General features: G+C 26.5%; 23 protein-coding genes and 2 pseudogenes. 4 read left to right on the plus strand and 21 right to left on the minus strand.

What is annotated here, in order from left to right:
* The first annotated feature begins 303 nt into the window (after positions 1-303).
* The 3 genes from ACTNAO_RS07495 (at position 304) to ACTNAO_RS07505 (ending at position 4,117) form a co-directional block, all read left to right on the plus strand.
* A complete protein-coding gene (locus tag ACTNAO_RS07495) occupies positions 304-1,626 on the plus strand; it encodes a putative DNA modification/repair radical SAM protein (RefSeq protein WP_441027793.1) in 1,323 nt (440 codons plus the stop codon).
* Positions 1,627-1,647: 21 nt separating this feature from the next.
* Positions 1,648-2,400, plus strand: a complete 753-nt coding sequence (locus tag ACTNAO_RS07500) for a TIGR03915 family putative DNA repair protein (RefSeq protein ID WP_441027792.1) — start codon at positions 1,648-1,650, stop codon at positions 2,398-2,400.
* Between the two features lie 184 nt (positions 2,401-2,584).
* Positions 2,585-4,117, plus strand: coding sequence for an AbgT family transporter (locus ACTNAO_RS07505; protein WP_441027791.1), 1,533 nt, complete (start codon positions 2,585-2,587; stop codon positions 4,115-4,117).
* Between the two features lie 50 nt (positions 4,118-4,167).
* Here the strand turns inward: ACTNAO_RS07505 and ACTNAO_RS07510 are convergent, their stop codons facing one another.
* The 19 genes and pseudogenes from ACTNAO_RS07510 to ACTNAO_RS07600 all read right to left on the minus strand — a co-directional run bounded on the left by ACTNAO_RS07510 (position 4,168) and on the right by ACTNAO_RS07600 (position 23,355).
* The gene (locus tag ACTNAO_RS07510) at positions 4,168-6,873 is read right to left on the minus strand and encodes a leucine-rich repeat protein (RefSeq protein WP_441027790.1); all 2,706 of its coding nucleotides are present in this window, start codon (positions 6,871-6,873) and stop codon (positions 4,168-4,170) included.
* 337 nt (positions 6,874-7,210) lie between these two features.
* The gene (locus tag ACTNAO_RS07515) at positions 7,211-7,870 is read right to left on the minus strand and encodes a hypothetical protein (protein ID WP_441027789.1); all 660 of its coding nucleotides are present in this window, start codon (positions 7,868-7,870) and stop codon (positions 7,211-7,213) included.
* A 92-nt stretch (positions 7,871-7,962) separates the two neighbouring features.
* Complete coding sequence (locus tag ACTNAO_RS07520) at positions 7,963-10,065, minus strand: YhgE/Pip family protein (RefSeq protein WP_441027788.1); 2,103 nt, start codon at positions 10,063-10,065, stop codon at positions 7,963-7,965.
* A 73-nt stretch (positions 10,066-10,138) separates the two neighbouring features.
* Positions 10,139-10,795 (minus strand): FadR/GntR family transcriptional regulator, encoded by a 657-nt coding sequence (locus ACTNAO_RS07525; RefSeq protein ID WP_441027787.1) that lies wholly within the window; start codon positions 10,793-10,795, stop codon positions 10,139-10,141.
* A gap of 19 nt (positions 10,796-10,814) precedes the next feature.
* A complete protein-coding gene (locus tag ACTNAO_RS07530; RefSeq protein ID WP_441027786.1) occupies positions 10,815-11,372 on the minus strand; it encodes a hypothetical protein in 558 nt (185 codons plus the stop codon).
* Between the two features lie 35 nt (positions 11,373-11,407).
* The gene (locus ACTNAO_RS07535) at positions 11,408-12,115 is read right to left on the minus strand and encodes an LrgB family protein (protein ID WP_441027785.1); all 708 of its coding nucleotides are present in this window, start codon (positions 12,113-12,115) and stop codon (positions 11,408-11,410) included.
* On the minus strand, positions 12,099-12,464 hold the full coding sequence (locus ACTNAO_RS07540; RefSeq protein WP_441027784.1) for a CidA/LrgA family protein: 366 nt from the start codon (positions 12,462-12,464) through the stop codon (positions 12,099-12,101). The genes ACTNAO_RS07535 and ACTNAO_RS07540 overlap by 17 nt, the downstream gene beginning before the upstream one ends.
* 135 nt (positions 12,465-12,599) lie before the next feature.
* Positions 12,600-13,316, minus strand: coding sequence for an ATP-binding protein (locus tag ACTNAO_RS07545; protein ID WP_441027783.1), 717 nt, complete (start codon positions 13,314-13,316; stop codon positions 12,600-12,602).
* Between the two features lie 95 nt (positions 13,317-13,411).
* Positions 13,412-14,104 (minus strand): Crp/Fnr family transcriptional regulator, encoded by a 693-nt coding sequence (locus ACTNAO_RS07550; RefSeq protein WP_441027782.1) that lies wholly within the window; start codon positions 14,102-14,104, stop codon positions 13,412-13,414.
* Between the two features lie 20 nt (positions 14,105-14,124).
* A pseudogene (locus tag ACTNAO_RS07555) lies at positions 14,125-14,253 on the minus strand (MerR family DNA-binding transcriptional regulator); the annotation flags it as partial.
* Between the two features lie 48 nt (positions 14,254-14,301).
* Positions 14,302-15,516 (minus strand): alpha/beta hydrolase-fold protein, encoded by a 1,215-nt coding sequence (locus ACTNAO_RS07560; RefSeq protein WP_441027781.1) that lies wholly within the window; start codon positions 15,514-15,516, stop codon positions 14,302-14,304.
* Positions 15,517-15,534: 18 nt separating this feature from the next.
* Positions 15,535-16,500 (minus strand): tRNA dihydrouridine synthase, encoded by a 966-nt coding sequence (locus tag ACTNAO_RS07565; protein ID WP_441027780.1) that lies wholly within the window; start codon positions 16,498-16,500, stop codon positions 15,535-15,537.
* Between the two features lie 21 nt (positions 16,501-16,521).
* Positions 16,522-16,872 carry an MATE family efflux transporter gene (locus tag ACTNAO_RS07570; protein WP_441027779.1) on the minus strand — a complete coding sequence of 117 codons (351 nt, stop codon included), beginning with the start codon at positions 16,870-16,872 and terminating at the stop codon, positions 16,522-16,524.
* A gap of 26 nt (positions 16,873-16,898) precedes the next feature.
* Entirely contained in the window at positions 16,899-18,332 is a 1,434-nt protein-coding gene (locus ACTNAO_RS07575; protein ID WP_441027778.1) for a vWA domain-containing protein, read from the minus strand.
* 18 nt (positions 18,333-18,350) lie between these two features.
* Positions 18,351-19,475, minus strand: coding sequence for an ATP-binding protein (locus ACTNAO_RS07580; RefSeq protein WP_441027777.1), 1,125 nt, complete (start codon positions 19,473-19,475; stop codon positions 18,351-18,353).
* Positions 19,476-19,515: 40 nt separating this feature from the next.
* The gene (locus ACTNAO_RS07585; RefSeq protein ID WP_441027776.1) at positions 19,516-20,313 is read right to left on the minus strand and encodes a hypothetical protein; all 798 of its coding nucleotides are present in this window, start codon (positions 20,311-20,313) and stop codon (positions 19,516-19,518) included.
* A 132-nt stretch (positions 20,314-20,445) separates the two neighbouring features.
* A complete protein-coding gene (locus ACTNAO_RS07590; protein ID WP_441027775.1) occupies positions 20,446-21,393 on the minus strand; it encodes a type I phosphomannose isomerase catalytic subunit in 948 nt (315 codons plus the stop codon).
* A gap of 35 nt (positions 21,394-21,428) precedes the next feature.
* Positions 21,429-22,424: pseudogene (locus ACTNAO_RS07595) on the minus strand (potassium transporter TrkG).
* Positions 22,414-23,355 (minus strand): NAD-binding protein, encoded by a 942-nt coding sequence (locus ACTNAO_RS07600; protein ID WP_441027774.1) that lies wholly within the window; start codon positions 23,353-23,355, stop codon positions 22,414-22,416. Before ACTNAO_RS07600 ends, ACTNAO_RS07595 begins: the two are co-directional and overlap by 11 nt.
* 162 nt (positions 23,356-23,517) lie before the next feature.
* Between ACTNAO_RS07600 and ACTNAO_RS07605 the strand changes: the two genes are divergently transcribed.
* Positions 23,518-24,897 carry an MATE family efflux transporter gene (locus ACTNAO_RS07605; RefSeq protein ID WP_441027773.1) on the plus strand — a complete coding sequence of 460 codons (1,380 nt, stop codon included), beginning with the start codon at positions 23,518-23,520 and terminating at the stop codon, positions 24,895-24,897.
* On the opposite strand, the gene ACTNAO_RS07610 is transcribed toward ACTNAO_RS07605, so the two are convergent.
* A complete protein-coding gene (locus tag ACTNAO_RS07610) occupies positions 24,886-25,233 on the minus strand; it encodes a gamma-glutamyl-gamma-aminobutyrate hydrolase family protein (RefSeq protein WP_441048063.1) in 348 nt (115 codons plus the stop codon). The two genes, ACTNAO_RS07605 and ACTNAO_RS07610, sit on opposite strands and share 12 nt — an antisense overlap.
* A 126-nt stretch (positions 25,234-25,359) precedes the next feature.
* Positions 25,360-26,688 carry an APC family permease gene (locus tag ACTNAO_RS07615; RefSeq protein ID WP_441027771.1) on the minus strand — a complete coding sequence of 443 codons (1,329 nt, stop codon included), beginning with the start codon at positions 26,686-26,688 and terminating at the stop codon, positions 25,360-25,362.
* Positions 26,689-26,905: the final 217 nt, after the last annotated feature.

The raw sequence follows: 26,905 nt of genomic DNA on the forward strand, positions 1-26,905 counted from the left end.
AGAATTAATATGTATAAGCTAATAATAATTTATGTAACATGCCTTAATTATACAAGGATAAAATAACTATAATAAAAATATATACAATACACTAAAAATACATATTAATCCCATCCCCCATTTAAAAAAAGTATTGTATAATTCTTATATAAGTATATTATACAATACTACTCATATGTAGTACAATATTTTTTAAATTTTACAGAATATTTTTATATTTCCGCATACGAACACTTGTTCTTGTATTTAAAATTGTTTATAATATTAATATAGAAATTATTTTAAAAGTATGGTGATTGTTATATGGATATATCTCATAAACTAAAAATATTATCTGATGCAGCAAAATATGATGTATCTTGTTCTTCTTCTGGTTCAAAAAGAAAAACCACAAAAAATACTATTGGTTCTACTCATGCATCTGGCATATGCCATTCCTTTACACCTGATGGGAGATGTATTTCTCTTTTAAAAATTCTTTTATCAAACTGCTGTATATATAATTGTTCTTATTGCATAAACAGAAAATCTAATGATATTAATCGTGCTACTTTTACACCTGATGAAGTAGCAAACCTTACTATAAATTTTTATAGAAGAAATTACATAGAAGGTTTATTTTTAAGTTCCGCAATAATTAAAACACCTAATTATACTATGGAAATGCTTTATAATGTAGTTTATAAATTAAGAAAAGTTTATAACTTTGGTGGATATATTCACCTAAAGGCAATACCAGGCAGTGATGAGGACCTTATTAAAAAAGCTGGTAATTTAGTAGATAGAATGAGCGTAAATCTAGAATTACCTTCATCAAAATCCTTAAAGCTTTTGGCTCCCGAAAAAAATAAACAAGATATATTATCTCCTATGAAAACAATAAAAAATAATATTTCAATAAACAAATACGAACGAAAAAAATTTAAAAATGCTAATTTATTTGTACCTGGTGGACAAAGTACACAACTTATTGTAGGTGCTTCAAAAGAAACTGATTTAAATATACTAAATCTTTCTGAAAACTTATATAATAAAATGAATTTAAAAAGAGTTTATTATTCAGCATATGTTCCTGTAAATACAGATAAAAATCTACCAACTATAAAAAATCCTCCTACACTTCGTGAACATAGACTTTATCAAGGTGATTGGCTTCTTAGATTTTATGGCTTTAAAGCTTCTGAACTTTTAAGCCATAAAAATCCTAATTTTGATATAAATTTTGATCCTAAAACATCATACGCTTTAAATAACCTAGACAATTTTCCTATTGAAATAAATGAGGCAAGCTATGAAGCTCTTCTAAGGGTTCCTGGAATTGGTGTTAGAGGTGCTAGAAAAATAATACTTACTAGGAAAGTAGGATTTTTAGATTTTTATGACTTGAAAAAACTTGGAATAGTCCTAAAAAGAGCACAATATTTTATTACCTGCAAAGGTAAATACTATGGCTCTGTTGAATTTGATGATATAAAAATACGTAGAGCCCTTACACCTAAAGTTAATTTAAATTATATTGATGAAAATATAGAACAACTAAGCTTTTTTAACAACGATTTATCTGTTAACGAAAAGAAATCTTTTCTACTAGAAGATAAATCTTCTTCTTTAACAGGCGAATTATAAATATATTTTAAGGAGAATAGCATGGATAATTATATTAAAGAACTAATATATGATGGAAGTTTTGAGGGGCTTTTTACTAGCATCTTTTATGCATACTCTATAAAAGATAAGGTAATAATTACAAATAAAAAAAATTACATTCCTAATATGCTTAATCAAATTACATATGTTAAAACAGAAATGGACAAATACACTAGAGTCTATAAAAGTATAAAGAAAAAACTTAATAATACCGTCCTTAAAAATATTTATCTAACATACCTTAGTGAAATTGATTCTTGTGAAAATACAATACTAAAATATCTTAAACTTTGCTATAAGTTTGGCACTTCAATAAATTTAGCTAAAAATAATAGTACTATTATTCTAATTGATAAGTACTGCCAAAAAGTAAATATTGAAGCTGAACGTTTCATGCAATTTGTTCGTTTTAAAGAAATTGCTCCTTTGAGTTTTTACTCAAAAATAGAACCAGATTATAATATACTTCCTTTAATTATTGATCACTTTACAGAAAGGTTTTCTGATCAAAATTTTATAATACATGATCTTAACCGTGAAATTGCATTAGTATATGATAAAAAGTCATCTTTCATTACACATTTAAGCAAGGATAAATCAAAAGAAATATTATCCTTAAACAAAGACAATACTTTTGAAAATTTGTTTAAAATTTTTTATAAATCAACGACTATAAAAGAACGTATTAATTTAAAATGCCGAGATAATTTTATGCCTAGAAGATATCACAAAAATCTTACCGAACTTTGGTAAGGTTTTTTTCTATCTTTTATCATTAAAAATTTATCAAAACTTTATACTATTTTTAATTCTTCTAATATTTCTCGACAAATAACTACATTGTTTTTTGATATTTTTATAATTATTATAAAAATATATTGAAAATTTCTTGTGAGTAATTATAATATTTTATAGCATATTAAAAAGGAGAAACATTATGAAAAATAAAAATAAGACAAACTTTATTGAAAAAATAGGGAAAAAAATACCTGATCCTGTTATTATATTTTCAATATTTTTTGTATCTGTAATGATAATAACACTATTTATGGGAGGAATTACTTTCCAAACAGCAGGCAAAGATGGTGAAGCTGTAACATATGAAATTTTAAATATGTTCAAATCAGAAAACTTCAGATGGATACTTGATAATGCTCTTGTTACAAACTGGCTTGCATATGGTGGTGGTGTACTTGGCACAATACTTATTGTTATGTTTGGAGTTGGCCTTGCTGAAGAATCTGGCCTTTTGACTACATTAATAAAAAAAGCTGGCACAAAAGTATCAACAAAACTTCTCCCAATGCTTTTAGTATTTCTTGGAATAATGAGTAGTATTGCAACAGATGCAGGTTACCTTATTCTTATTCCTTTAGCAGGACTTTTATATTCAGGCCTTAAAAAAAATCCATTAATTGGTATAGCAGCTGCTTTTGCTGGTGTATCTGCTGGATTTAGTGCTAATTTAATTCCTGGAACACCTATTGATGTTATTATAGGTAAAAATGCTCAGGTATTTTCAGAATCCCAAGGTATTCCTTTTGTAACTTCTGCTGGTAATGCAATAAATGCCCCTACAATGCATTATATATTTATACTAACATCAACTGTACTTTTATCAATAGTAGGGTATTTTGTTACAGTTAAATTTATACAACCAAAACTTGAAAAAGAAGAATACTCAATTCCAAAAGATTTAAATTTAACAGATTTTACTGTAAAGAAAGAAGAAAACAAAGCATTAAAATTTGCTGTATTAGGCTTAATACTAGCTTTATTAATAATAATATTATTAGCTTTAGGTCCATTAAAACCTTATACTTCTGATGATGGAACTACAGTAAAACCATTTATGGATAACATAATCTTAGTTATTACATTTGCATTCTTTATGCCAGGTTTATTTTATGGAGTATCTATTAAAAAATTTAATAAACCTATGGATGTAGTTAATGCACTATCAAAACAACTTGGAAGTATGGGATATATATTATTGTTAACATTTGTATCTTACAATTTTTTAGCACTACTAAGCCATTCAAACATTGGTACATATATTACATATTTAGGTGCAACATTACTTCAACATTTAGGATTGTCAAATTCTCCAATTCTGCTATTAATAGGATTTATATTAATAACTGCAATAATAAACTTATTTGTTGGAGGGTTAACTTCAAAATGGATGCTGCTTGGACCAATATTTATTCCAATGCTTTATCATGTTAACACTTCACTAACACCAGATATAGTTGCCGCAGCATATAGAATTGCTGATTCATCAACAAATGTAATATCACCATTAATGTCTTATGCTGGAATTATTCTTGTTTTCATAAAAAAATATAAACCAGAATATACTTTAGGTGATATGATAAAATTAATGTTTCCATATTCTATAGCCTTTATGATATCATGGACAATACTACTTATATCATTCTTTATGTTTAAAATTCCACTTGGAATATAAATTTTCAAAAAAAATCACACGCATATAACGTGTGATTTTTTATTTAAAAATTAGTTATTTTTCTTCTTTCTGCTTAAGAAAGTTCCTGCAATTGCAGCTGTGAATAATGAACCTAAAGCAAATATTCCATGATTATCAGCAGTAACTGGTTCCTTTGGTTGTACTGTAACTTTAACTGTAGTAGTGAAATTATTATAAGTAATAGTAAGAGTTTGGTCTCCCACTTTATTCTTATCATATCCTGCTACCATATCTGCAGTTAATTTAACATCTGCAATTGTATTATTAGAGTAAGTAACTTTAATTTTAGCATTAGCTAAATCTAAATCTGATCCAACTTTATAATTTGTTGCAAAAGTAGCTGTATCAACTTCTATCTTACTTATTGTAGGAGCTTGTGCATTTTTATCTTTAAGAACTCCATTTTCAAGTACATATCTGTCGTTATTAGCAAATTCAATTTGTCCAATTTGTTTATTGGCAACCTTTGAATTTATATCATTTATATCCATATCAGTTACAGTTGAAGGAATTATAAGTGTTCCTATAGTTACACCATCAAATGCACCTTTTTTTATGCTTGTAATTTCGCTTGGAATATTTACTTTTCCATCGTTACTTACAAGTACTTTATTTAATTGATTACCATTTGTTTCAAAATACTCATTAGATGAAGTTACTTTATTATAATTATCTATAAGTTCACAGTCATCATCAAATACGTCATTAAACACTAAAACTATCTTCTTTTCATCTTTGTCATCATAGTATTTATTATAAATAGGTGCAACATTTGCTCCATTTACTGGATTGATAGACTTTTCATCTGCCATAGATATAGTTTTGGCTGGACTTGATATTTTAACCTTTTTCAATTTACCACCATTTGCTGTGCATCCTTTAAATGCATCAGGTCCAATTACTGCAACTCCACTTGGCACTTCAAATTCACTTGCTTGCAATCCTATAGGATATTTTACTAAAATAGCTTGTTTTAATGCTTCTTCTGTTGTAGATTGATCTGAAGAATCCTTTTTCATATATAATACACTATCTTTTGTAAAGAAATTTTTACCTATTTCATTAACTACATTATTTACTTTTAATTTTGATAAAGACTTACAACCATTTAATGCAGTAACATCAAATGACTCTAATTCTGGTGAAAGAGTTAAGCTTTCCAAAGACTCGCAATTATTAAATGTTTCTTTTTCAACTTGTTTTATTGAATTAGCTAATTCAATACTCTTAAGAGCATTACAACCTTCAAATGAATTTTGTCCTAATTTTAAAACAGAATCTGACCATGTTATATCAGCTAATTCTGTACAATTAGCGAAAGCACTTTCTCCTATTTCTTTTACCTGTGTTGGTTTCATCGCTATCTTTTTAAATTTAGTATTTCCTTGGAATGCATAATCACCAATAATTTCTACATCCTTACTTACCTCATAAGTTCCTGTAGTTGCATCTAAAGTACTAGTCATATTAGGGCACTTTACTAATGTTTTTTGCTTAGCTACTGTTTTATATAATACACCCTTATCTGTAAAATAGTTTATTTTGTTTCCTTTTTTATCGGTGTATCCACAATTAGCTTTTTCTATAGATATAGTTTTAAGATTTGTACAATTATTGAATACGCCATTTCCTAAATTTAATTTTTCACCAGGTATATTGAAATTTTCAAGTGAACTACAACCATCAAAAGCAAAATCAGAAATTGTTCCAACTGTTGATGGAATTGTTAAACTCTTCAATTTGCTACATCCTTTAAAAGCATTTTCTCCTATATAAGTTACTTGTGGGTCATCTGTATTACCTTCGTTATTTTTTAAAGTTACATTTTCTAGAAATTTATTTCCTTCAAAAGCATAATTTCCAATTGATGTTATATAATAAGATGCACTTTGATCCTTTATAGTTTTTATTTCATAATTAGATTTTCCAAGACTTTGTGGAAATTTTACAAGTGTTACTTTTTTTGCTGAAGCTGTACCTGGTGTAGTTGTTGCGGTTTTTTCATTATTTATTTTAAATAATATACCATCATTTACAAAATAATTTGAATTAAATTCTTTTTCTTTGATATAAAATGAAGATAAATTACTCATTCCTAAGAAAGCGCTATCTGCAATATTTTCTACCCCAGCACCAAAAGTAATTGCTTGTATACCTTTTACATTAAAAAATGCTTTTTCTCCAATTTTTTTAACATCTGGTAAAATAGTAAATTTATCTACCACTTTCTTTTGTGGAAAACATACCAATGTATCTAATGCAGCAGTATATAACACTCCGTCTTCTGACTTATAAGCAGTGCTTGAACCTGAATTTATGCTTTCCAAGTTAATACATGTTTCAAAAGCCTTTTCACTTACACCATTATTTGAAATATATTGTGGTAATGTAACAGTTTTTACGTTTGCACCATTGTCCTTGAATACATTATCATCAATTTCTGTAACATTTTTACCACCTACAGTATCTGGGAAAACAACATTACTACTATTACCAACATATTTAACAATCTTTGCAAATTTTTGATCTTGTGCAACTACGTATTGAAAATCCCCTTCTGTTTTTATAGAATCATCAGTATATTTACCTAACTTTTCAGCAGCTTCTACTTTATCATCAGTATTAACTGTTAAATCATCTGCATAAGCACTAACATTATTAATTGCTGGAGCTACACTTGCTGTTATAGCAAGTACAGAAGCCATAGCTATAATTTTCTTTAAATTCTTATTCATTTTTACACCCCTGTAATTTTGTATTATATAAATTTTTATTTATTATCAATAAACTACCATATAAAAATCATGATTTTATTATAACATCAATTTGTTAAATTTCAATATTATGTATTAAACACAAGTAAACATATTAACGTTTACAACTGGTTTTTATAATATTTTTTACAATTAGTTAACATTTTTAATAGATAATACATTTGTTAGAGACGGTTTTATTAAAAAGCAAAAGTATTGAATTAAATATAATAATAAAAAAATACATTTTATGTATGTAAAATATAATGAGTGCTAATAATATTAGCACTCAAAATAAAATCAATTGTTTACTTAAGTTTTAGCAATCACAATCACTATAGTAACAATTATTACGTCTTCTATTATATCTAGGGCCACAATCTGAACTTGAAGAACTACTTGAACTGCTATCTGAACTTGAATCACAATCAAAAGAAAAATCTGAACTTGAATTGTAGCTTGATGAAGAACTTGAGCTTGAATTACAACTTGATGAAGAACTTGAGCTACTGCTAGATGAAGAGCTACATTCATCATCTTCAATGCAATCTACATATTCATTAAAAATACACTCTAATTTTTCATTTAATTCTTTTACATCTTCAATTTCTTCTATTGCTTCACATATTTCTTCTATAGCTTCATCTAATTCTTTTCCTATCTTGCATATTACACCTGCTAATTTATCAGCATGTCCACCACATTCACATTCATCATATCCAATTCTACAACCACATTTATCAAGCCAACGCTCTATTTTGTCATTTATATTCATTAATTTGCATTGTGCTTCTTTTGCTTCCTTTAATTGACACAAAGCTTCTTTTGCTGCTTCAAAAGCTCCAAATACATTATCTTCTAATTCGTCCTTTTGTAAATTAAATCCACATAAAAGATCCATAAGATCCTTTACATCACAACACTTGTCATGTCTTCTTCCATGTTTCTTTCCACTTTCTCTATTTTTGTTGTATCCCATAATATCTTCCTCTCCAAAATATTTTATGCCTTTTTTTAAGGCTAATATATATTATGGAAAGGAAGCTCAATTTGATACACTTTTAATAATATTTACTGTACTAAATTACTTTCTTCTAAAACATCTGCAAAATTATTCATTACTTTGTTTATATATTTTTTTAAAATAACACCAATTAACAATGCAATTATAAAAAAAATAGTTAGGCAAAATATATCATATAAAATTATTTCTTTAACCGGGCCCCCTATGGATTCCCTAAGAAGAGAAATAGCATAGGTAAATGGCAAATAAGGATTTAATTTTATAAAGAAGTTTGATGTAAGCTGTATAGGAAAAGTGCCTCCAGAACCTGCAACTTGCAAAATCATAAGTATAATGGCAATAACTTTTCCTACATTTGCAAATACAGAAACTAAGGTATAAACAATAATTGTAAATACTATAGATGTAATTATCATACTTATAATAAACAAAACTGGAAACTTGCAATTAATTTTCAAGAAATATAAATCTCCTAAAGCAATTATAAATCCTTGTATAATAGAAATTGCCATAAACAAACCCATCTTACCAAAATATACTTCGTAAGACTTTTCTAAGCCACTTGTATTAACTTTAAACATAGATATAAGAAATGTAAGTCCTACCCATGATGCAAGAACACTATAAAATGGAGCCATTTGACTGCCATAATTACCCATAGGATACATTGTTACATTTTCTATTTCTACAGGATTTTGCAAATAATCTATTCTTTCAGAAACATTATTTTTTATAAGTTCTATTAAGTCTGTTATATTTTTATTGGAGTTTATATTGTCAATTTTTATAGTAATATCATCAATTTTTTCTTTTACATTAGGCAATATTTCCATAAGTTTATCCATCCCAGATACACCAATATTAAGCAATTCTTTTGCACTACTAATGGCACTTACAATGCTAGGTAATTCATTTTTTGTTTCTCTAATTATTTTATTAATACTTGATATTGTTTTTAAAGAATTATTTAAAATAGAATTTATTTCTGGTGATATTTTGGAATCAAAATTTTCATTAATATATGACAATAATTTATTTATATCCTTAATTACTTCGCTAATATCATTAAATCCTTCATAATTTGAAAAATCATTTTTCAATATATTATTTAGTTTTTCTTCTTTTTCTCTGATACTACTAATTATTTCTGATAAAACATCACTATGGGCTAAATTATTTATAGATTCCATAATATCTACTGTACCCTTTATTATATTGTTAATATCTGTAAGATTATCTTTAATGTTATTTATAGAATTTAAAACTTCTTCATTGTTTAAATTTTCAATTGTACTATTTAATGATTCAGATATACTACTTGCAATATCAATATTTTTTTTAATTAAAGGAAGCACACTATTTAAACCTCCTTGAATTGTTACAATATAGTTATCCAAACTTTCCATAATAGTATCAGCATTATTTAATATTTCTTCTATTTTAGGTACATTTAATGATATTTCACTTACAAAGTTTTCTATAGAATTAACTTTATCCTTTGAATCATCAATTCCCTTATATAAAGTGTCATAACTATCTAAAGCCTCATGTAAAAACTTGCTCGCCTCAAGAAACTTTGGCATTATATTTTCTTCTATATTTATTCCTGCATCTCTTGCCATATTCAAAAGTACTGTACTAATGGTTTTTATTATTTCCTCATTTATTGTATTTTGAATTGTATCTGCACCTTTACTTGTTATTTTTGGTGCAATAGCATTTAATTTTTCATTTATAATATATATAAGCTTAGGTTTTTTTATATCATTTGTTACAAATGATAATAAATCTTTAGAAAAATCTTCTGGTACTTCTATATTTGCATATACTTTGCCAAATTTTAATTTTTCTTCTGATTTTGAAGAAGATAAAAATTCCCAACCTAAAGTTTCATTATTCTTAAGTTCATCAACAAGTTTATTTCCTAAATTTATATATAAATCATTAAAAGTTGTACCTTTGTCATTATTTGCAATGGATATCTTAAGCCTTCCTGTAGCCTCACTTGAATAAGGATCCCAAGAAGCCTTTATATTAATCCATGCATATAACGAAGGAAGAATTGAAAGTGCTATTACCACAATTAACAATGCATAGTTTGTAAAAATCTTTATAAAATCATTTCTAGATATTTTTAAAATATTTTGCAAATAAAAACACACCTTTCAAAAATAATATATTTTATTTTGTGCTAAAATATATTATTTTAATCGGTGCTAAAAATTAATTAAGATGATTCTTAGATTCTATAAATGCTTTTTTAGAATCATGACTAATTATTGCTTCTAATATTATTTTGTGATCATTTATAACTTTTTCTCTATCAATTTCATACATTTTTGACTCGTCTATATATTCTTCAATTAAAGATGAAACAGAAAAAACAATTGTTGAAAGAAGATGATTTTTTGAGGCTTTTGCAATAACATAATGAAATTCCTTATCAAGACTTGCACATATTTTACTATCTGTAGTTTTAGATAATTTTTCTATAATATTTTCTAATTCTTTAATTTCATTTTCTGTAATATTTTTTGCTGCCATAGATGCTACTTCAGGCTCTATTACCTTTCTAAGCTCTAAAATTTCACTATCATTACTTCCAAGAAGCATAAACGCAATTGATAAAGGTTCTAATAAAATATCTTCAAAATCATTTTTTATGTAATTGCCCCCACCATGCTTAGATTCAACAAGACCTAATGTTTCTAACGCCTTTATTGCTTCTCTAACTGATGTCCTACTTACATTTAATCTTAACGCTAATTCTCTTTCAGATGGAAGTTTATCACCTCTTTTAAGTTCACCACTTTTTACAATGTCTTTTATCTGTTTCATTATTATTTTATATACTTTTTCACTTTTAATAGGTGTTAACATAAATTATTCCTCTCATAATTTATTTCTCTAAATATTCTAATAATTTGTTATAATTATTTATAGCTATTTTTTCTTTTTCCTTTGAATAGCTAATTTTATCATATGGTTTATTAATATTATTTTTAAAATTTTCAAGAGTAAATAATATTTCCTTTTTAAAAAGTTCCTTAGCATCAATAATTTTTTTTATTCCATATACATATTCATCATCACTAATATTAAAACATTCAAATAATCCTGATGTTAATCTCCCATCATTAAACATATAAATATATCTATCTTTCATTTCATCTGATAAGTCTACCTCTATTTTATGTTTATACAATCTAAATATAGTATTGTCTTTCTTTACAAAGATAGGAAAAATACTATCAAAAAGTTTTACAACACTTTGATCTTCATCTAAAATTTCAGAGAAATCATATTCATTCATTTTTTTTACTATATCATCTGTAAATATGCTTTCTCTTATTTTTTCTGCTAATTTTGCTTTTAATTTTTGTTCTTTGTTTTCTATTAAAAGATTATCTATTGACTCAAATAATTTATCTATATGTGATAATTTTTTATCATTCATAAAACTCCCACCTTAAATTAAATTTTAATTTAATATTATGCCCCAAAAACTTTTATAAAAAGATTCCAAATAAAAGGTGCTAAAAGTACTGTTATTATACCAGCTATTGCAATAGTAAGACTACTCATTGCTCCTTCTGTTTCACCAACTTCCATTGCTCTTGATGTTCCTATGGCATGTGATGAATTACCCATAGCTATTCCCATGGCAACTTTATCATTTACTTTAAATACTTTATTTAATATTGGTCCAACAATAGATCCAAAAATTCCTGTTATAATAACTGCAACTACTGTAATAGAAGTCATACCACCCATTTGATCTGATAATGCCATAGCAATAGGTGTTGTTACTGACTTAGGAAGTAATGACATTGTAATATCATCAGTTAATCCAAATAATTTAGAAAGACCAATTATGCATATAATTCCTGCTATTACTCCACATACAATACCTACTAATACAGGAACAGCATTCTTTTTAAATAATTCAAATTTCTTATAAAGTGGTAATGCTAAAGCAATTGTTGATGGAGTTAAGAAAAATGATATTATGGAACCACCCTTATTATAATCTTCATATGAAATATTAAAAACAGATAAAAATGCAATTAATACTATTATGGCAATAAGTAATGGATTAAATATTGCTAGCTTAAATTTTGATTTAACAGCTTCTCCTATTTTATAAGCTACTAAAGATATAAAAACTCCAAATACTGGCGAACTAATTATGTCTTTCATCTTTTGCACACACCTTTCTTAATAATTTAACAACATATGCAGTTACAAGCCATACAACAATTGTTGAAACAAAAATAATAATTAAAAAAGAAATTACCTTTCCCTTTAATAAGCCAAAACTTGTCATAAGACCTACTCCTGCAGGAAGAAATAAGAACGCCATATGTGATATTAATGTATTGCAAATATCCTCAATCATTTCTATTTTTATTATCTTTGTATATAACCCAATAAATAAGAATATAAGTCCAAGCACTGTTCCTGGTATAGGCAAATTAAATACACTTTGAACTATAGCACCTAACATATATGCAAGTAAAATAATCATTAATTGTTTTAAACTTTTCAAAAAAAACACCTCCAAATAAGTGGTCATACCACTATACCAATATACCACTTATTGTTACATTATTCAACAATTACTTAATATTATGTTTTCTAATTTTTATTTTTATAAAAAATAAAGTCAAGGCAAAACCTTGACTTATCTTACTTTTCCATCACATGTAATTGTAACTACTTCACAATTTATATTTTTATTACTATTTGCAATAGCATTCATAGTTGCTCTTTCTATACCACCACAACATGGTACTTCCATACGTACAACTTTAATACTCTTAATGTTGTTATTTTTTATTATTTCAGTAAGCTTTTCTGAGTAATCAACCATATCTAATTTAGGACATCCTATGATTGTTATATGATTTTTTATAAAATCTTCATGAAAACCAGCATAAGCATAAGCACTACAATCAGCTGCAATTAAAAGATCAGCATTTTCATAATATGGTGCTTTAATAGGTACAAGCTTTATTTGAACAGGCCACTGCATAAGCTGACTTTGCAAAATATTATATTTCTTTTCTTCAATTGTATTTTCTTTCTTATCTCTAGCCAAACTCATTGCCATACTTCCAGGGCAAGCACCCTTGAAACTAGCTTTTTGATGTTTGTTTTTTCTTTCATTCATTCTTTTTAAAACAGCTTCCTCATCATATTCTGCTGCTTCTCTTTCTATAATAGTAATAGCATTTGTTGGACATGCTGGTAAGCAATCACCAAAGCCATCACAATAATCATCTTTAATAAGTGTTGCTTTTCCATCTATCATTTCAATAGCACCTTCATGACATGCACTAGCACATGCCCCACATCCATTACAAAGTTCCTTATTTATCTCAACAATTTTTCTAATCATAAAAAGACCTCCTATGTTACTTTCTAAAATGATTCTATCAAATACAGTTTCATTTTTATGTAACATATGTTACGTCAATTCAAATTAATTATATGTTATAAATATTCTTCAAATTTTTCTTCATCTGTAATAATTATATTATTACCTTTTATTTTTATAATTCCATCTTTCTGCATATTAGAAAGTTCCCTTGATAAAGATGGCCTTGCCACATTAAGATAATCAGCCATATATTCCCTATTTAAATTACCTTTTACATTTCCCTCTTCATTAAGTCTTTGAAAAAGATATTGAACTATTTTTTCCCTTATACTAGAACTTCCAAGTATTTTAATTTTACTTTTCATAAAATAAGCTTTAGATGCAAAGATACACATAAGATTATATTGTAAAATTTCTTCTGCCTCTGACTTAGCCTTTGCATTTTTTATAAAAATGTTATTAGATATTTGAAAAACTGTTGAATCCTCTGCTGCTTGAGCATATACATCATATTCATTTTTTTCTATAAAAACATATATTTCTCCAAATATATCTCCACTCATTTCAATGCTTGTTATTAATATTCTTTTACCTGATGATAAATCTTTAGCTATATCAATTTTGCCATTTATAAGTATAAATAATTTTTTAGGTATATCCCCTTCATGAAATATAAATTGATCTTTTTTATATGCTTTTATACTATTATCTTTTGTCAAAAGTTCTTCTATTTGATTTTTAGATATATTTTTAAAAAGCTTACACCTAGACAAAATTTCAATACTGTCCTTAATTATTTGTCCCATAATAAAACTCCAGTTTTTTCTGCCTCTTCATCATAATCTCTAATACCACTTGATGTTCCATGTACTGCTGGAATTAATCCTATTCTTTCATAATATCTAAGAGTATCTTGAGAAATATCATATTTCTTACTTACTTCTGCTATCTTCATAATTTAATTTCACCTACCTTATTTTTATTATATTCTTTTTAATGTTTATTAATCAATTGCTATATTTAACAAATATATTAAACCATCTGCAAGGGTTTCATCCCAATAAAGGTAATCATGACCACTACCAAAAAAATCAAACTTAACATTATACCCCAAATTAATTAGATTGTTTTTAAATTCAATATTAGTATCTATCATTGAAACCTTTGGTTCAATACTTCCAACATTAATATAAAAATTTATTGGCAACTTATGCACCTTTTTAAATTCATTAACTATCCAAGGTTCATTTTCATTATAATTATCTTTTTTATACCAATAAGAACCAGATTGAGATAAAACATTTCCAAAAATATTACTATATTTTAATGCAACATACGAAGCCTCAAGACCTCCAAGGCTATATCCTCCAATCACCTTGTCCTTTGGCTTATTGGAAATGCTTGTATTTTTATATAAAAACTCCATAAGTTCTAAACATATAAACTTTGAAAAATTATCACTACACTTTAAATTTTCTGCTCTTTTATTAGTAGATTCAATAAATACAGCTATTACAGGAGGTATTCTTTTCATCTGTATTAAATTATCTAATATGTTTTTTGCATTTAATATCCTTAAATACTCTATTCCATCATTTAAAACTACAAGCTTATATTTTTTATTTTCATCATATTCATATGGAAAATAAACTTTAAATTTTCTATTTTCATTAAGAATATTACTAAATATAAAATATTCTTTTATATTTCCCTCTTTTGAATTATTATTTTTATTTACAAAAAACTTCTTTCTTGCATTTTCAAGATTTACATAAGGAACCATTCTCTCTACATTTATTGATTTATCAAAATGAAGTATAGCCTTTTTATTAAAAATATCACCTTTTACATTTTTCCATCTTCTATTCCAATCATTATCAAGAGGATCATTAGGTGAAAATTGATATGTAAAACTTATATCATTTTTTACTTTATACGATATATACCATACATCTGTCCCATAAACCTTATTCATTATACATTTTTCAAGCTTTCTCATTCCAACTGGTGGTATTAATACAACATTATCAAGTTTTTTTTCTTCTTTATATATTAATGTAACAAGGTCATATTCCTCTAAATCTTCAAATTTTTCTATAAGTGGAGTTCCAACTTTATCTATATAATACCAAAATTTTTCCAATGAATTTTCTTCTTTATTTAATATACTATTTTCTAAATCTTTTATTATTTTTGGTTTTACAAATGTCCTTTCCATAATATACCTTCTTTAATTTTAAGTTTGCCAAATAATTTCTGGATTTTCTATAATATCTTCATTAGAAAATAGCATTTCTACCATATCCCTATATTCACTTAGGTTTTTTGATTTTCTAATTTTCTTTCCATACTTTGAATTGTTTGAAAAAAGATATATCATATATCCCCAAAGTTCTTTCATTTTAAATAATGTGTTTACTTCGTTATGAAACATTTCTAAGTAATCATTAACTATTTCATCATGAAAATCCTTTAATTTTTTCTTGCTTATTGGACCTATATCTCCATTTATATTATCCATCAATGCAGGATTTCCGATTATCCCTCTTCCTATCATTACCTTATTTAATTCTTTAAATTTACTTACAATATGATTATAATTATCGACAGTGAATATATTGCCATTGTAACATATACTACTATTACTTGTTTCCATAGCATATTTAAACATTTCTAAATTAGGCTTATTATTATAGTAATCTCTTTGTGTTCTTGGATGAATAATTAATTCTGAAATAGGATATTTATTATAGATTTTTAAAATTTCATAAAATTCTTCAGGCATCTCCTTACCTATTCTAGTTTTGATTGAAATTTTTATATTATCCATTTTAAATATTTCATCTAAAAAAATATCAAGTTCATCTCTTTTAGCTAAAAATCCAGATCCTTTAAATTTTGAAACTACTGTACCTGAAGGACATCCTAAATTTAAATTAACTTCATTATACCCAAATTCCTGAAGCCTTCTTACAGTATTTTTAAAATCCATTGAACTGTTAGTTAAAATTTGAGGAATTATAGTAATACCTTTATTATTTTCAGGCAAGATGTCTCTTAACTCTTTTGTTTTTAATCTTCTACTCTTATTAGGAATAATAAATGGTGTAAAATATTTATCTATATTATGAAAATATTTATTATACAAATTTCTATATACATATCCTGTTATTCCTTCCATTGGCGCTAAATAATACTGCATTTTCTCCTCCTACTTTACTTTTTATATATATGAGTGTGTATAAAAGGCATAAATAAGCATAATACCCATAGATAACCCTTGACCTAATAATTCCTTATATAATTCTTTATCAAATTTAAAATGTTCTTTTTTGGGTATAAGTATTTCAGCTTTTTTATAAATATATAAAATACATAATATTGATGATATTGCCTGGGAAATAACTGTTGCAACAGCTGCTAATGAAACATCTCCTAAATAGTTACCTACAATCATTACATCAACAGTATTATAAAGTTGTTGAAAAAGATTTGATATAAAAAGTGGTATTGAAAAAATAATTAGTGATTTTAAAATATTTCCTTTTAACAAATTAACACTTTTATCTAACATACATTTTTCCCTTTTCTAAGTATTTTTTAAAAAATAGGTTCCTGATTATTCATAGAGTATCCATCTGTTTTTATATCCTTTAAATCTATATCTTCCTTAATATTAATTTCTTTTAATTTTTTTACAGCTCCATAGCTTTCCTTTAAGGATAATTTTTGACCTCTTCCTGAAATAACCCATAATATTTTATAATTTTTAGGTATAACACCTAATACATTTTCTCCTTTTCCATCTGTAAAATATATTAAAAGATTTATTTTTTTTAAATTTGCATACTGAAAAACTGGTGTAAATCTTGTACCACCGCTATATGCAGATCTTTTCTTAATATCTTTTACACTTCTAACATTATATACACTTTTTATTTCCTTGTCACATTCTATAATTGTAATTTCATTATTATAATTTCTAACAATTGAAAGTACCTCACTAATTGCTTGCTTAAACTCCTCTTCACTAATGCTTCCGCTTATATCAAGAGCTACAAATATTTTAGCCTTATAATTTGTAATTTCACCTTTTAAATCAAGTCTAGCAGGTTGTCTTCTACTAAGTCGTGTGGTAGTTTTCCTTTTATTTGATGGCATTGTTCCCATTAACTTTTTTAAATACAAATTCCAAGGAAGCTCACCCTTTACATTTTTAATAGCAGAAATTATATTTTCAATAAAACTTGGTACAACTCCCTTTTTTGCGCCATTAATATATTTTTGTGTAAAATCTATTAATGTATTATAATCTACATCATTATCCTGACTCCATATATTATGAGAATTTTCCACTTCAAATTTAGTTTTTATAAAATCATTACTATTGTTATTAGATTTTTCTTCTGTTTCATGACTATCTATTATTTCACCTTTTTCATTTTCATTTAATAAATCTATTTCTTTTTGAATATTATCTGCATAATATTCAAATGTATTATAGGGTTTAAGTTCTAATGAATATTTATTATTTACATAATTAATTGTAATAGAATAAGGTGGAAGGTTATCTAGATATTCATTTACCACAATATCCATAGCTAAATCTATTGTGAGAGGTGAATACTTATTTTTAAGTTCATTTGCTCTAACTATATGAAATGATATTATATGAAGAATTTCATGTTTAATAGTGCTCTGCATTTGTTTTAAATTAAGTTCTAAAAATACAATAGGATTAAAATACATAATATATTTTGCATCTTTAAAGTTTACTCCAGTTGCACTAGATATATTAAAGTTTATTCTTCTTTCCATTTGAAATAAAAAGTATCCATAAAAATTATCTTTATCCTTCATAAGTTCAAAGTAAACTTTATCCACAATTTCAAAAAATCTTTCTTGTAATTCATTTGAAAGTTGTGGATTAAATGTTAATTTAGCTCTATTACATTTAGTCATTTCTACACTATTTATTACTTTATTTATTTCATCTTTAAGACTTATGACAATATCTTCAAAAGAATTTTTCATAATTATCTCCTTACTATTTTACTCTTTATAGCACTTAAAATAGCCCTCTATGAATTTGTCATTATCAAGAGCTTTTTCATAAATAGTATTATAAGTATTTTTCATATCTTTCATAATACCAACCATTAAATCAGCAGGATAATAATTTATAAATTCAATAAATCTATTTATATAATATGATATTTCATCTTCTTTAATATTTTTTATTTTATTATTAAGTTTCACAAGTATATTAGTTGCTGCTAAATAAAGTCTTGTATGACTTTCCTTTTTAACCCTATCTATAATATTTTGTGAAATTACATCACCAAAAAATACATCATCAAATGATATTAATTCTTTAGCATTTGATTCAATAAAAGAAATTAACTCCTGTGCAATAACTCTTCCCACATTACCTTTTAAAACATTTAGTAAAACTTCTCTCTCTATTAAATCTTTGTTTTCCCTATATATATTTAAGATTTTTGAAATTCTTTCATAACTTCTTGGTGTAGCATCTACATCCTCTTCATTCTTTTTATATAAATATTGTGGAAAATTTGATATAAATTCTATTACCTTATTATTAATATTATTTTTTATAGCCCAATTAATCCAATTTTCAGAATCACTTTCCATTCTAAGCCATACAAATCTATTTTCTTGAGCAGCATCCATATCTACAACTTGATAATCAAAATCTTCACCATATTTTCCTGAAGGGTTCATAGCTGCAATTATTTTAACTTCCTTTGATAAATTATAACCATTAATTTCTCTATTTAATATAAGATTCATAAGCTCCTGCTGAACAGTATGCTCACATCTATTTATTTCATCTATAAATAAAAGAACTCCTTTATTATTTAATATATAATTATCAATTTCTCTAAGTTTAGTATGAACAGCATATACTGTAGATTTTTTATAAATTCTTTTGCCACTTTCATCTAATGTTTCATAAGATTCAATAGTAGGCAAGCCGCCTATCTCACCCTCTTTCAACAAATTTCCATCTATTGATACTAAATTTAAATTCTCATCTTCTGCAAGTTTTTTTGCTAATGCAGTTTTGCCAATGCCACTTTCACCAACTATTAATGGTACTTCATTAGTTTTAATAACTAATTTAGCACTTTTTAATGTACTAATAAAATTCACTTTACTTTTCTCCTTTGCAAAATTAATTATATTGGTTTTATTAACTTAATTTTTCATCTACAGTTATTCTTTTAGCCTTCTTACTTCCATACTTATAAATAAAATTAATTTTATCTATATCTATTTTTTCACTACCGACCTCAATAACACTGCAATTTAAAAGATCCCTAATATATTTTTCTGATACATTTTCATCACTTACAACTTCTTTTAATATGCAGATAATATCTTCTTTACACACTTTATCAAATATATATTTTATAACAAGTATATTCTCTTTTAGAAATATTTTTATCTTTTCTATATCTAAATTGTCTATAAAATTTACTGCTGCTTCATTTATTCTTATTGCCTCTACTTCTGCCTTTAAACTAGGCTTCTTTATATACCTTAAAGCATCATATTTATTTTTTACTGCTTCTATTTGTACATCTTCTTCTGGATCTTTTATATACTTAATAGCATCGTAATCCTTTTTTACTGCTTCCATTTGTATTTCCTTAGATGGATTTTCAACATATTGAATTGCCCAACCTTTTTCCTTAACAGCAGCCTTTATAACATCATTTGTAGGATTTTTTATATATTTTAAATTACTCCATGAATCTTTTACTGCTTCAATCATCATACTTTCGCTAGGATCATTTATATATTCAATTACTCTTTTATTATTGCAAAATGCAATTTGTTCTAAATTTTTTGTATGATTTTTTATATATCTTAATAAAAGTCCATCCTTTTTTAAAGCCACCGACATCATTTCATATGTAGGATTTTCAATGTCCTTTATCATTTTAGGGTTTATATGTATCATTTCAATAAGCTTTGCATTATCCATAATTTTCACCTCGCAAAATATATAATTTTTTACTTAATTATATCTCTTATTAGAAATTATAATATAAAGTTTTTAATATAAAAAGCTTACCATAAGCTTTTTATACTATATACTTATGATAAGCTAATTTTATTATTTATTACACTTTGTAACATAACTCTTTAGTAATGTAAAATTTCCTATAAGTTCATATTCACCTAATGTTGCAGGTATAAAAACACTATCACCCATTAGTATTTTTTCTTCTCCATCTTTATATTTAATAACTCCATTACCATCCACACATGTAAAAAGATAAAATCTTTCTTTATCACTGTTTTCCTTAACAGATTTTTTTATTTCATACTTCTCTATTGTAAAATACTCACTTTCACATAATATTGTTTTTAAATAATTATCATGCCTTTCTAATTTTCCTTCAAGCTTTTTACCATTTAGAGAAAAATCAATAACATCAAGCGCTTTATCTATATGCACTTCTCGTCCTCTGTTATAATCATATACTCTATATGTTGTATCACTACTTTGTTGTATTTCAGCAATTAATACTCCCTCACATATAGCATGCACTAATCCTGATTGTACAAAGAAAAAATCTCCCTTTTTAACTTTTACCTTATTTAAATATTTATCTAAATCTCCCTTTTCTATGGCTTCTTTAAATTTCTCTTTGGTACAATTTTTAGTTCCTACAATTAATTCAGCCCCTTCTTTGGCATCAATAACATACCAGCTTTCAGTCTTGCCAGAATCATTTTCTACTCTACTAGCATATTCATCATTAGGATGAACTTGTACTGATAATTTATCATCTGCTGTAATAAGCTTTATAAGAAGTGGAAAATCTTTTGTTTTTATTTTTGTTCCTAGTAGTTTGTCTTTATATATTTCTATTATTTCATTGAACTTTTTTCCTTGTAGGCTACCATTAACTACAGTTCCTATACCATTTTTATGACAAGATATATCCCAGCTTTCACCTATTATCTTATCTTTCGGAACATTGTCTCTAAACTTTTCTAAAGCCCTCCCTCCCCAAATTCTTTCATAATATAAATTATTAAACTTTATGGGATACAATTTTCTCAACTCCTTGCTTTAATTGTTTTTATATATTAATATTTCTTTCTCCATATTGATGTGCTAAACATTATAAGCATAGGATATATTTCAAGTCTTCCTGCTAACATACAAAATGAAAAGACCAATTTACTAATAGGCGAAAAAACTGCAAAATTACCCGTTGGTCCTACTAATTCTAATCCTGGCCCAATATTACTTATTGTTGTTATTACTGATGCTACTTGGAAGGCTGATTCCCTAATAGAAAGGCCTATGTTTCCCTTATTTAATCCTAGTATATTAAATGTTATAACCACTACTGCTATTAAAATCATTAATAAATAATATTTTAACTCTTCACTTTTAAAAAAGCTTGTAAATTTACCCTTTAATAGTTGAAAATAAAGAGCAAAATTAATTCCAAAAAGAATCATAAAAAGATAATCCTGAAATCATCAACAAAATGGTTTGAATAACTGTTAATACAAAATATATTATGTATAATGTTTTTGCAGTTTCTTTTATTTTAGGAAGAATTTTACCCGGTGTAGGTCCAGGACTTTCTGCCTTTAATAAAAAAATTGCTTTTTTACTAATTGAAGGTACTAATGCTAATACAAATATTAAAACTCCCATTCCACCTATCCAATGAGTAAAACTTCTCCAAAAAAGTATCCCCTTAGGAAGGGATTGAACCTCTGATAATATGGTAGAACCTGTTGTTGTAAAACCTGATACAGTTTCAAAAAATGCATCAATAAATGACGGAATACTTCCACTTAAGAAAAATGGAACAGCTCCAACTATTGAAATAACAATCCATGTAAATCCTACTGTACAAAAGCCTTCCTTTGCATATATTTCATTACTGTTAGTTTTAACATTACATAAAAGTACCGTTAGTGGTATAAACATAATTATTGTAATGATAAATGATTTTGTGCATCGCCTTCACCATAATATATTGCTACTGCTAAAGGTAATAATAAAAGTGCAAGTTCATACTTTAACACATTTCCTATTATTTTTAGCATAAACCTATAATTCATCTTTTACAGTACCTCCATCAAAGATATCATTTATATCTAAAATCATAGGATTTTTTGTAACAATAACTACCCTATCATTTATTTTTAAACAATCATCACCGCTTGGAATTATTGTTTTATCATTTCTTACTATAACTGCAACTAGATTTTCTTTATTAAACTTTATGTTTTTAAGCTTTATACCAACATCATCTATAGATTTAGCTAAATAATAACCTATTCTGCTGCCTCCAATTATCATGACATTTTTAACTCTTTTTTTGTATTTTCCTAATCTTTTCAAGAAACCTTCAATATTTTTATGTTCTCCAATAACATAAATTTTATCCTCTTTCTTAAACTTAAATTCTCCATTAGGAATAATAAAATCATCATCCCTTTCTACTCCGCAGAATAGTATAAGTCCTTTAATATAGTCAATATCACACACTCGCATATCTACAAGAACAGAATTCTCTGAAATAGTAAATCCCACAAGATTAACTTGGCCTCTTGAAAAATCATCAATACTGCATATAGATGGATATCTAAGCATCTTAGAAATTTCATTAGCAGCTGCTTTTTCTGGATTAATAATAAGATCAATTCCTATTGCATCTGCAAGTACAGTTACATCTTCGTCATAATGAGGTGTTCTTACTCTAGCTACTGTATATTTAGCTGCTAATTTTTTAGCAGCAAGACAACATAACATATTAAGCTCATCACTATTTGTAACAGCAATTAATATATCAGCTTCATTAATACCTGCCTCTGACAAAACTCTTAAATCTGTGCAATTTCCTTTTACACACATTACATCTAATTCATCATTAATTTTTTCTAATACTTGAACCTTGTTATCAATAATTGTAACATTATCATTTTCATCTGAAAGGTATCTAGCTATTGTCTGACCAACCTTTCCTGCGCCAATTATTATGATATTCATTTTTATTTATCCTTACATGGATTATATTATTTATAATTATTATACCACATATTATTATTAATCATTAGTTATTTTAAATTACAATGTATATGTACTTAAAAACAACAAAAAAATATACTATAATAATAAAGTTGACAAAATAAATATTAAGGAGAAATTTTTATGGAAGCAAATGTAAGAAACTCACTGGGAGAGGCTCCAGTAAAAAAACTGCTCATGAAATTTTCAATACCAAGTATTATATCAATGATAGTTGGTGCTCTTTATAACATTGTAGACCAATTTTTTATTGGTAGAAGTGTAGGTACCCTTGGAAATGCTGCCACAAATGTTGTATTTCCATTATCTATTTCATGTGTAGCCTTATCACTTCTATTCGGAATTGGTGGTGCCTCTAATTTTAATTTATCTATGGGTGCAAAAAAAGAAAAAGAAGCTACATACTATATTGGTAATTCAGCTATTTTACTATTTATCTCAGGTATTATTTTATTTGTAATAGTACAACTATTTTTATCACCTATGCTAAAAGCTTTTGGTGCTCCTGACAATATAATGGATTATGCAAAAACATATACAATGATTACTTCCTTTGGCTTCCCATTTCTTATATTTTCCACTGGTGGAGGTCATTTAATTCGTGCTGATGGTAGTCCAAAATATACTATGATATGTAATTTATCTGGTGCAATAATCAACACAATTCTAGACCCAATACTTATATTTGGTTTTAATATGGGAATGGCAGGTGCTGCAATTGCTACAATAGTTGGACAAATTTTTTCAGCAATTCTTGCCTTTTGCTATTTAAGAAAATGTAAAACTGTAACGCTTAAATTAAAACACTTAATACCAAAACTTAAATACATATTAAGAATAACTTCATTAGGAGCTTCACCATTTTTCAATCAAATTGCTATGATGGTTTTACAAATAGTTATGAATAATTCCCTTACATACTATGGTTCCTTATCATCATATGGTGATTCCATTCCACTTGCATGCTCTGGAATAATTGCAAAAGTAAATATGATATTTTTCTCAGTAATTATAGGTATTTCTCAAGGACTTCAACCTATAGCAAGTTTCAATTATGGTGCCCAAAAATACCCTCGTGTAAAAGAAGCCTATTTAACTGCAATGAAATGGGGAATGATTATTTCTGTAATATCATTTTTAATGTTTCAATTAATCCCAAGACAAATAATTTCGTTATTTGGATCAGGTTCCGAAATGTATTATCAGTTTGCTGAATCATATTTTAGAATATTCTTATTTTTTACATTTTTAAATTTTATTCAACCAATTTCATCTAACTTTTTTACTGCCATTGGAAAGCCTATGCAAGGTATCATATTATCCTTAACAAGACAAATCATAGTTCTTTTACCTTTTATAATAATATTACCATTATTCATGGGAATTGATGGCATTATGTATGCAGGACCAATAGCAGACCTTGTTGCAGCTTTAATTGGTATATTTTTAGCATATAAGGAACTTAAATTAATGAAATTAGAATCTAAAAAATTAAGTACATGATTTTACAAATTCCTTAAGTATTTTTAGATTATCATTATCTTTTTTGAACAAAAATTCAGGATGCCATTGCGTTGCCCAGACAAATTTCTTCTCTGGGGCGCAAATAGCTTCTATTAATCCATCTTCAGAATAAGCCATAGCACTTAATTTAGGTGCTATATTTTTTATAGCTTGATGGTGATAACTATTAACACTTATTATTTCTTTTTTTATCAATAAATATAATGGCATATCTTTCTTAAGCTTAACACTATGTACTGGTACATCATAAGGTGGACATTGATGATGCTCAATATTAGAAGGCTTTTGAGTTTTTAAATCCTGATAAAGTTGTATCTCCTAAAAGTACATTTATAAGCTGTATTCCTCCTGCGTCTATTATTCCATTCATATACCCTAGTAACATCCAAAAACTTTCTCTTTCTTTATCTATTAAATTAAAAATTATGTATATGGTCAAATTTATACTATATTATCTACTCTATTTTTATGATGATTATATACATATATAGGAATACCTATAAGCATAAGTATAAAGCCCCACATAACTGTTTCTGCCCCCGAACCATATATTGTCCAAATTACATATATAAAAGCTATTAATGGTATAATTGATTTTTTTATAAAACCACTTATTGTGATATTTTTTTCTTTTTTAAATTTAAGCATAATCTCAGCTGATATACTTAATAAATAAACAGGTAAATAAGATAATGTGGCAAGTATTGTAATAAAATTAAATGCATCTACCATTCCTTTTTGATAATTAAAAATAAGCAATATATTTACAAGAACAGAGCTTATAATAAGTGAATTAACTGGTGTTCCTGTTTTTTCATTAACTTTCCCAAAAAATTTAGGAAATACTCCATCAATACCAGCTGCATATGATACTCTTGCTGTAGATAATATCCAACCTATTATTGTTCCTATAATGCATATTACAACTGAAATAGTTAATATCTTTCCAATGTTATTTCCTAATGCATTTGTAAGTATTTCTGTTAATGGTGCAGTACTATTTTGAAGATTAATATTACTCATAGCTCCCATACTGCTTATACTTATTGCCATATAAATAGCAGCAGCTATTAAAAGTCCATAAATTGTACTTTTTTTAATATTTTTTTCTGGATTTTTTATTTCGCCAGCTGTTATTGTAGAACTTTCTAAACCTACAAAGGCCCAAAGAGTTGATGTTGCTGCCATAGGGATGGATGAAACACCTTTTCCTTCAGGAAATAAAGGAAATATATTACTCGAATCAAAATTCATAAATGCAACTATAATAAATAGAGTAAAAAATAATATTTTAAAAACTGTAATAAAAGCTTGAATAATTCCTGCTTTTTTTACACCTGCCATATTAAGAAATGTAAAAATCCATAATATAAAACTTGAAAATATTAATGACATTATAGGATTATTAAGTATAGGAACGACTACAGATAAATAGCTTGTAGCTGCTACTATTATAGCTGCATTTCCAATCCATGAACCATTCCAATAAAGCCATGCACTTAAAAAACCTGCAAAATCTCCAAAAGCTTCTTTTGTATAATAATATGCTCCTCCATCTTGAGGATATTTGCTTCCCAAATTTGCAAATGAAATTGCAATAAGTATTGAACCTATTGTTGTAAGTATCCATGCAATTATTGTGCCTCCAGCACCTGAAACCTGAGCAAGAGTTGATGGTAACATAAATACTCCTGACCCTACCATATTACCACACACAAGCATAGTTGCCATAAAAAGACTTATTTCTTTTTTTAAATTTTTATCTTCCATTTCTTCTGCTACTTAAAATGTAATCAAATATAAACATTTCAAGAATTTTACTGTTTCAATGTATCTGCTTTTGTTATAAAAACTACTTGCATTTGATATGATACTTCACAGTCGTAAATTCCCGACTAGCCATCGGTACATACTTACAATAACTTTTACTGTGCTATTTTGTAAGTTAAGCAATCTCTTAAATTAAGACTTGCATTATAATCTCTGT

Source organism: Clostridium sp. HCP1S3_C6 (assembly GCF_052066735.1).
Taxonomy (GTDB): domain Bacteria; phylum Bacillota; class Clostridia; order Clostridiales; family Clostridiaceae; genus Clostridium.

Coding starts and splice junctions, on each gene's coding strand:
- ACTNAO_RS07570 (WP_441027779.1), bottom strand. CDS start 16,872: ATGTTAGATAAAAGTGTTAATTTGTTAAAAGGAAATATTTTAAAATCA.
- ACTNAO_RS07500 (WP_441027792.1), top strand. CDS start 1,648: ATGGATAATTATATTAAAGAACTAATATATGATGGAAGTTTTGAGGGG.
- ACTNAO_RS07615 (WP_441027771.1), bottom strand. CDS start 26,688: ATGGAAGATAAAAATTTAAAAAAAGAAATAAGTCTTTTTATGGCAACT.
- ACTNAO_RS07565 (WP_441027780.1), bottom strand. CDS start 16,500: ATGCAGTATTATTTAGCGCCAATGGAAGGAATAACAGGATATGTATAT.
- ACTNAO_RS07545 (WP_441027783.1), bottom strand. CDS start 13,316: ATGATTAGAAAAATTGTTGAGATAAATAAGGAACTTTGTAATGGATGT.
- ACTNAO_RS07530 (WP_441027786.1), bottom strand. CDS start 11,372: ATGAATGATAAAAAATTATCACATATAGATAAATTATTTGAGTCAATA.
- ACTNAO_RS07600 (WP_441027774.1), bottom strand. CDS start 23,355: ATGAATATCATAATAATTGGCGCAGGAAAGGTTGGTCAGACAATAGCT.
- ACTNAO_RS07505 (WP_441027791.1), top strand. CDS start 2,585: ATGAAAAATAAAAATAAGACAAACTTTATTGAAAAAATAGGGAAAAAA.
- ACTNAO_RS07575 (WP_441027778.1), bottom strand. CDS start 18,332: ATGAAAAATTCTTTTGAAGATATTGTCATAAGTCTTAAAGATGAAATA.
- ACTNAO_RS07550 (WP_441027782.1), bottom strand. CDS start 14,104: ATGGGACAAATAATTAAGGACAGTATTGAAATTTTGTCTAGGTGTAAG.
- ACTNAO_RS07585 (WP_441027776.1), bottom strand. CDS start 20,313: ATGGATAATGCAAAGCTTATTGAAATGATACATATAAACCCTAAAATG.
- ACTNAO_RS07605 (WP_441027773.1), top strand. CDS start 23,518: ATGGAAGCAAATGTAAGAAACTCACTGGGAGAGGCTCCAGTAAAAAAA.
- ACTNAO_RS07560 (WP_441027781.1), bottom strand. CDS start 15,516: ATGGAAAGGACATTTGTAAAACCAAAAATAATAAAAGATTTAGAAAAT.
- ACTNAO_RS07525 (WP_441027787.1), bottom strand. CDS start 10,795: ATGTTAACACCTATTAAAAGTGAAAAAGTATATAAAATAATAATGAAA.
- ACTNAO_RS07535 (WP_441027785.1), bottom strand. CDS start 12,115: ATGAAAGACATAATTAGTTCGCCAGTATTTGGAGTTTTTATATCTTTA.
- ACTNAO_RS07515 (WP_441027789.1), bottom strand. CDS start 7,870: ATGGGATACAACAAAAATAGAGAAAGTGGAAAGAAACATGGAAGAAGA.
- ACTNAO_RS07495 (WP_441027793.1), top strand. CDS start 304: ATGGATATATCTCATAAACTAAAAATATTATCTGATGCAGCAAAATAT.
- ACTNAO_RS07510 (WP_441027790.1), bottom strand. CDS start 6,873: ATGAATAAGAATTTAAAGAAAATTATAGCTATGGCTTCTGTACTTGCT.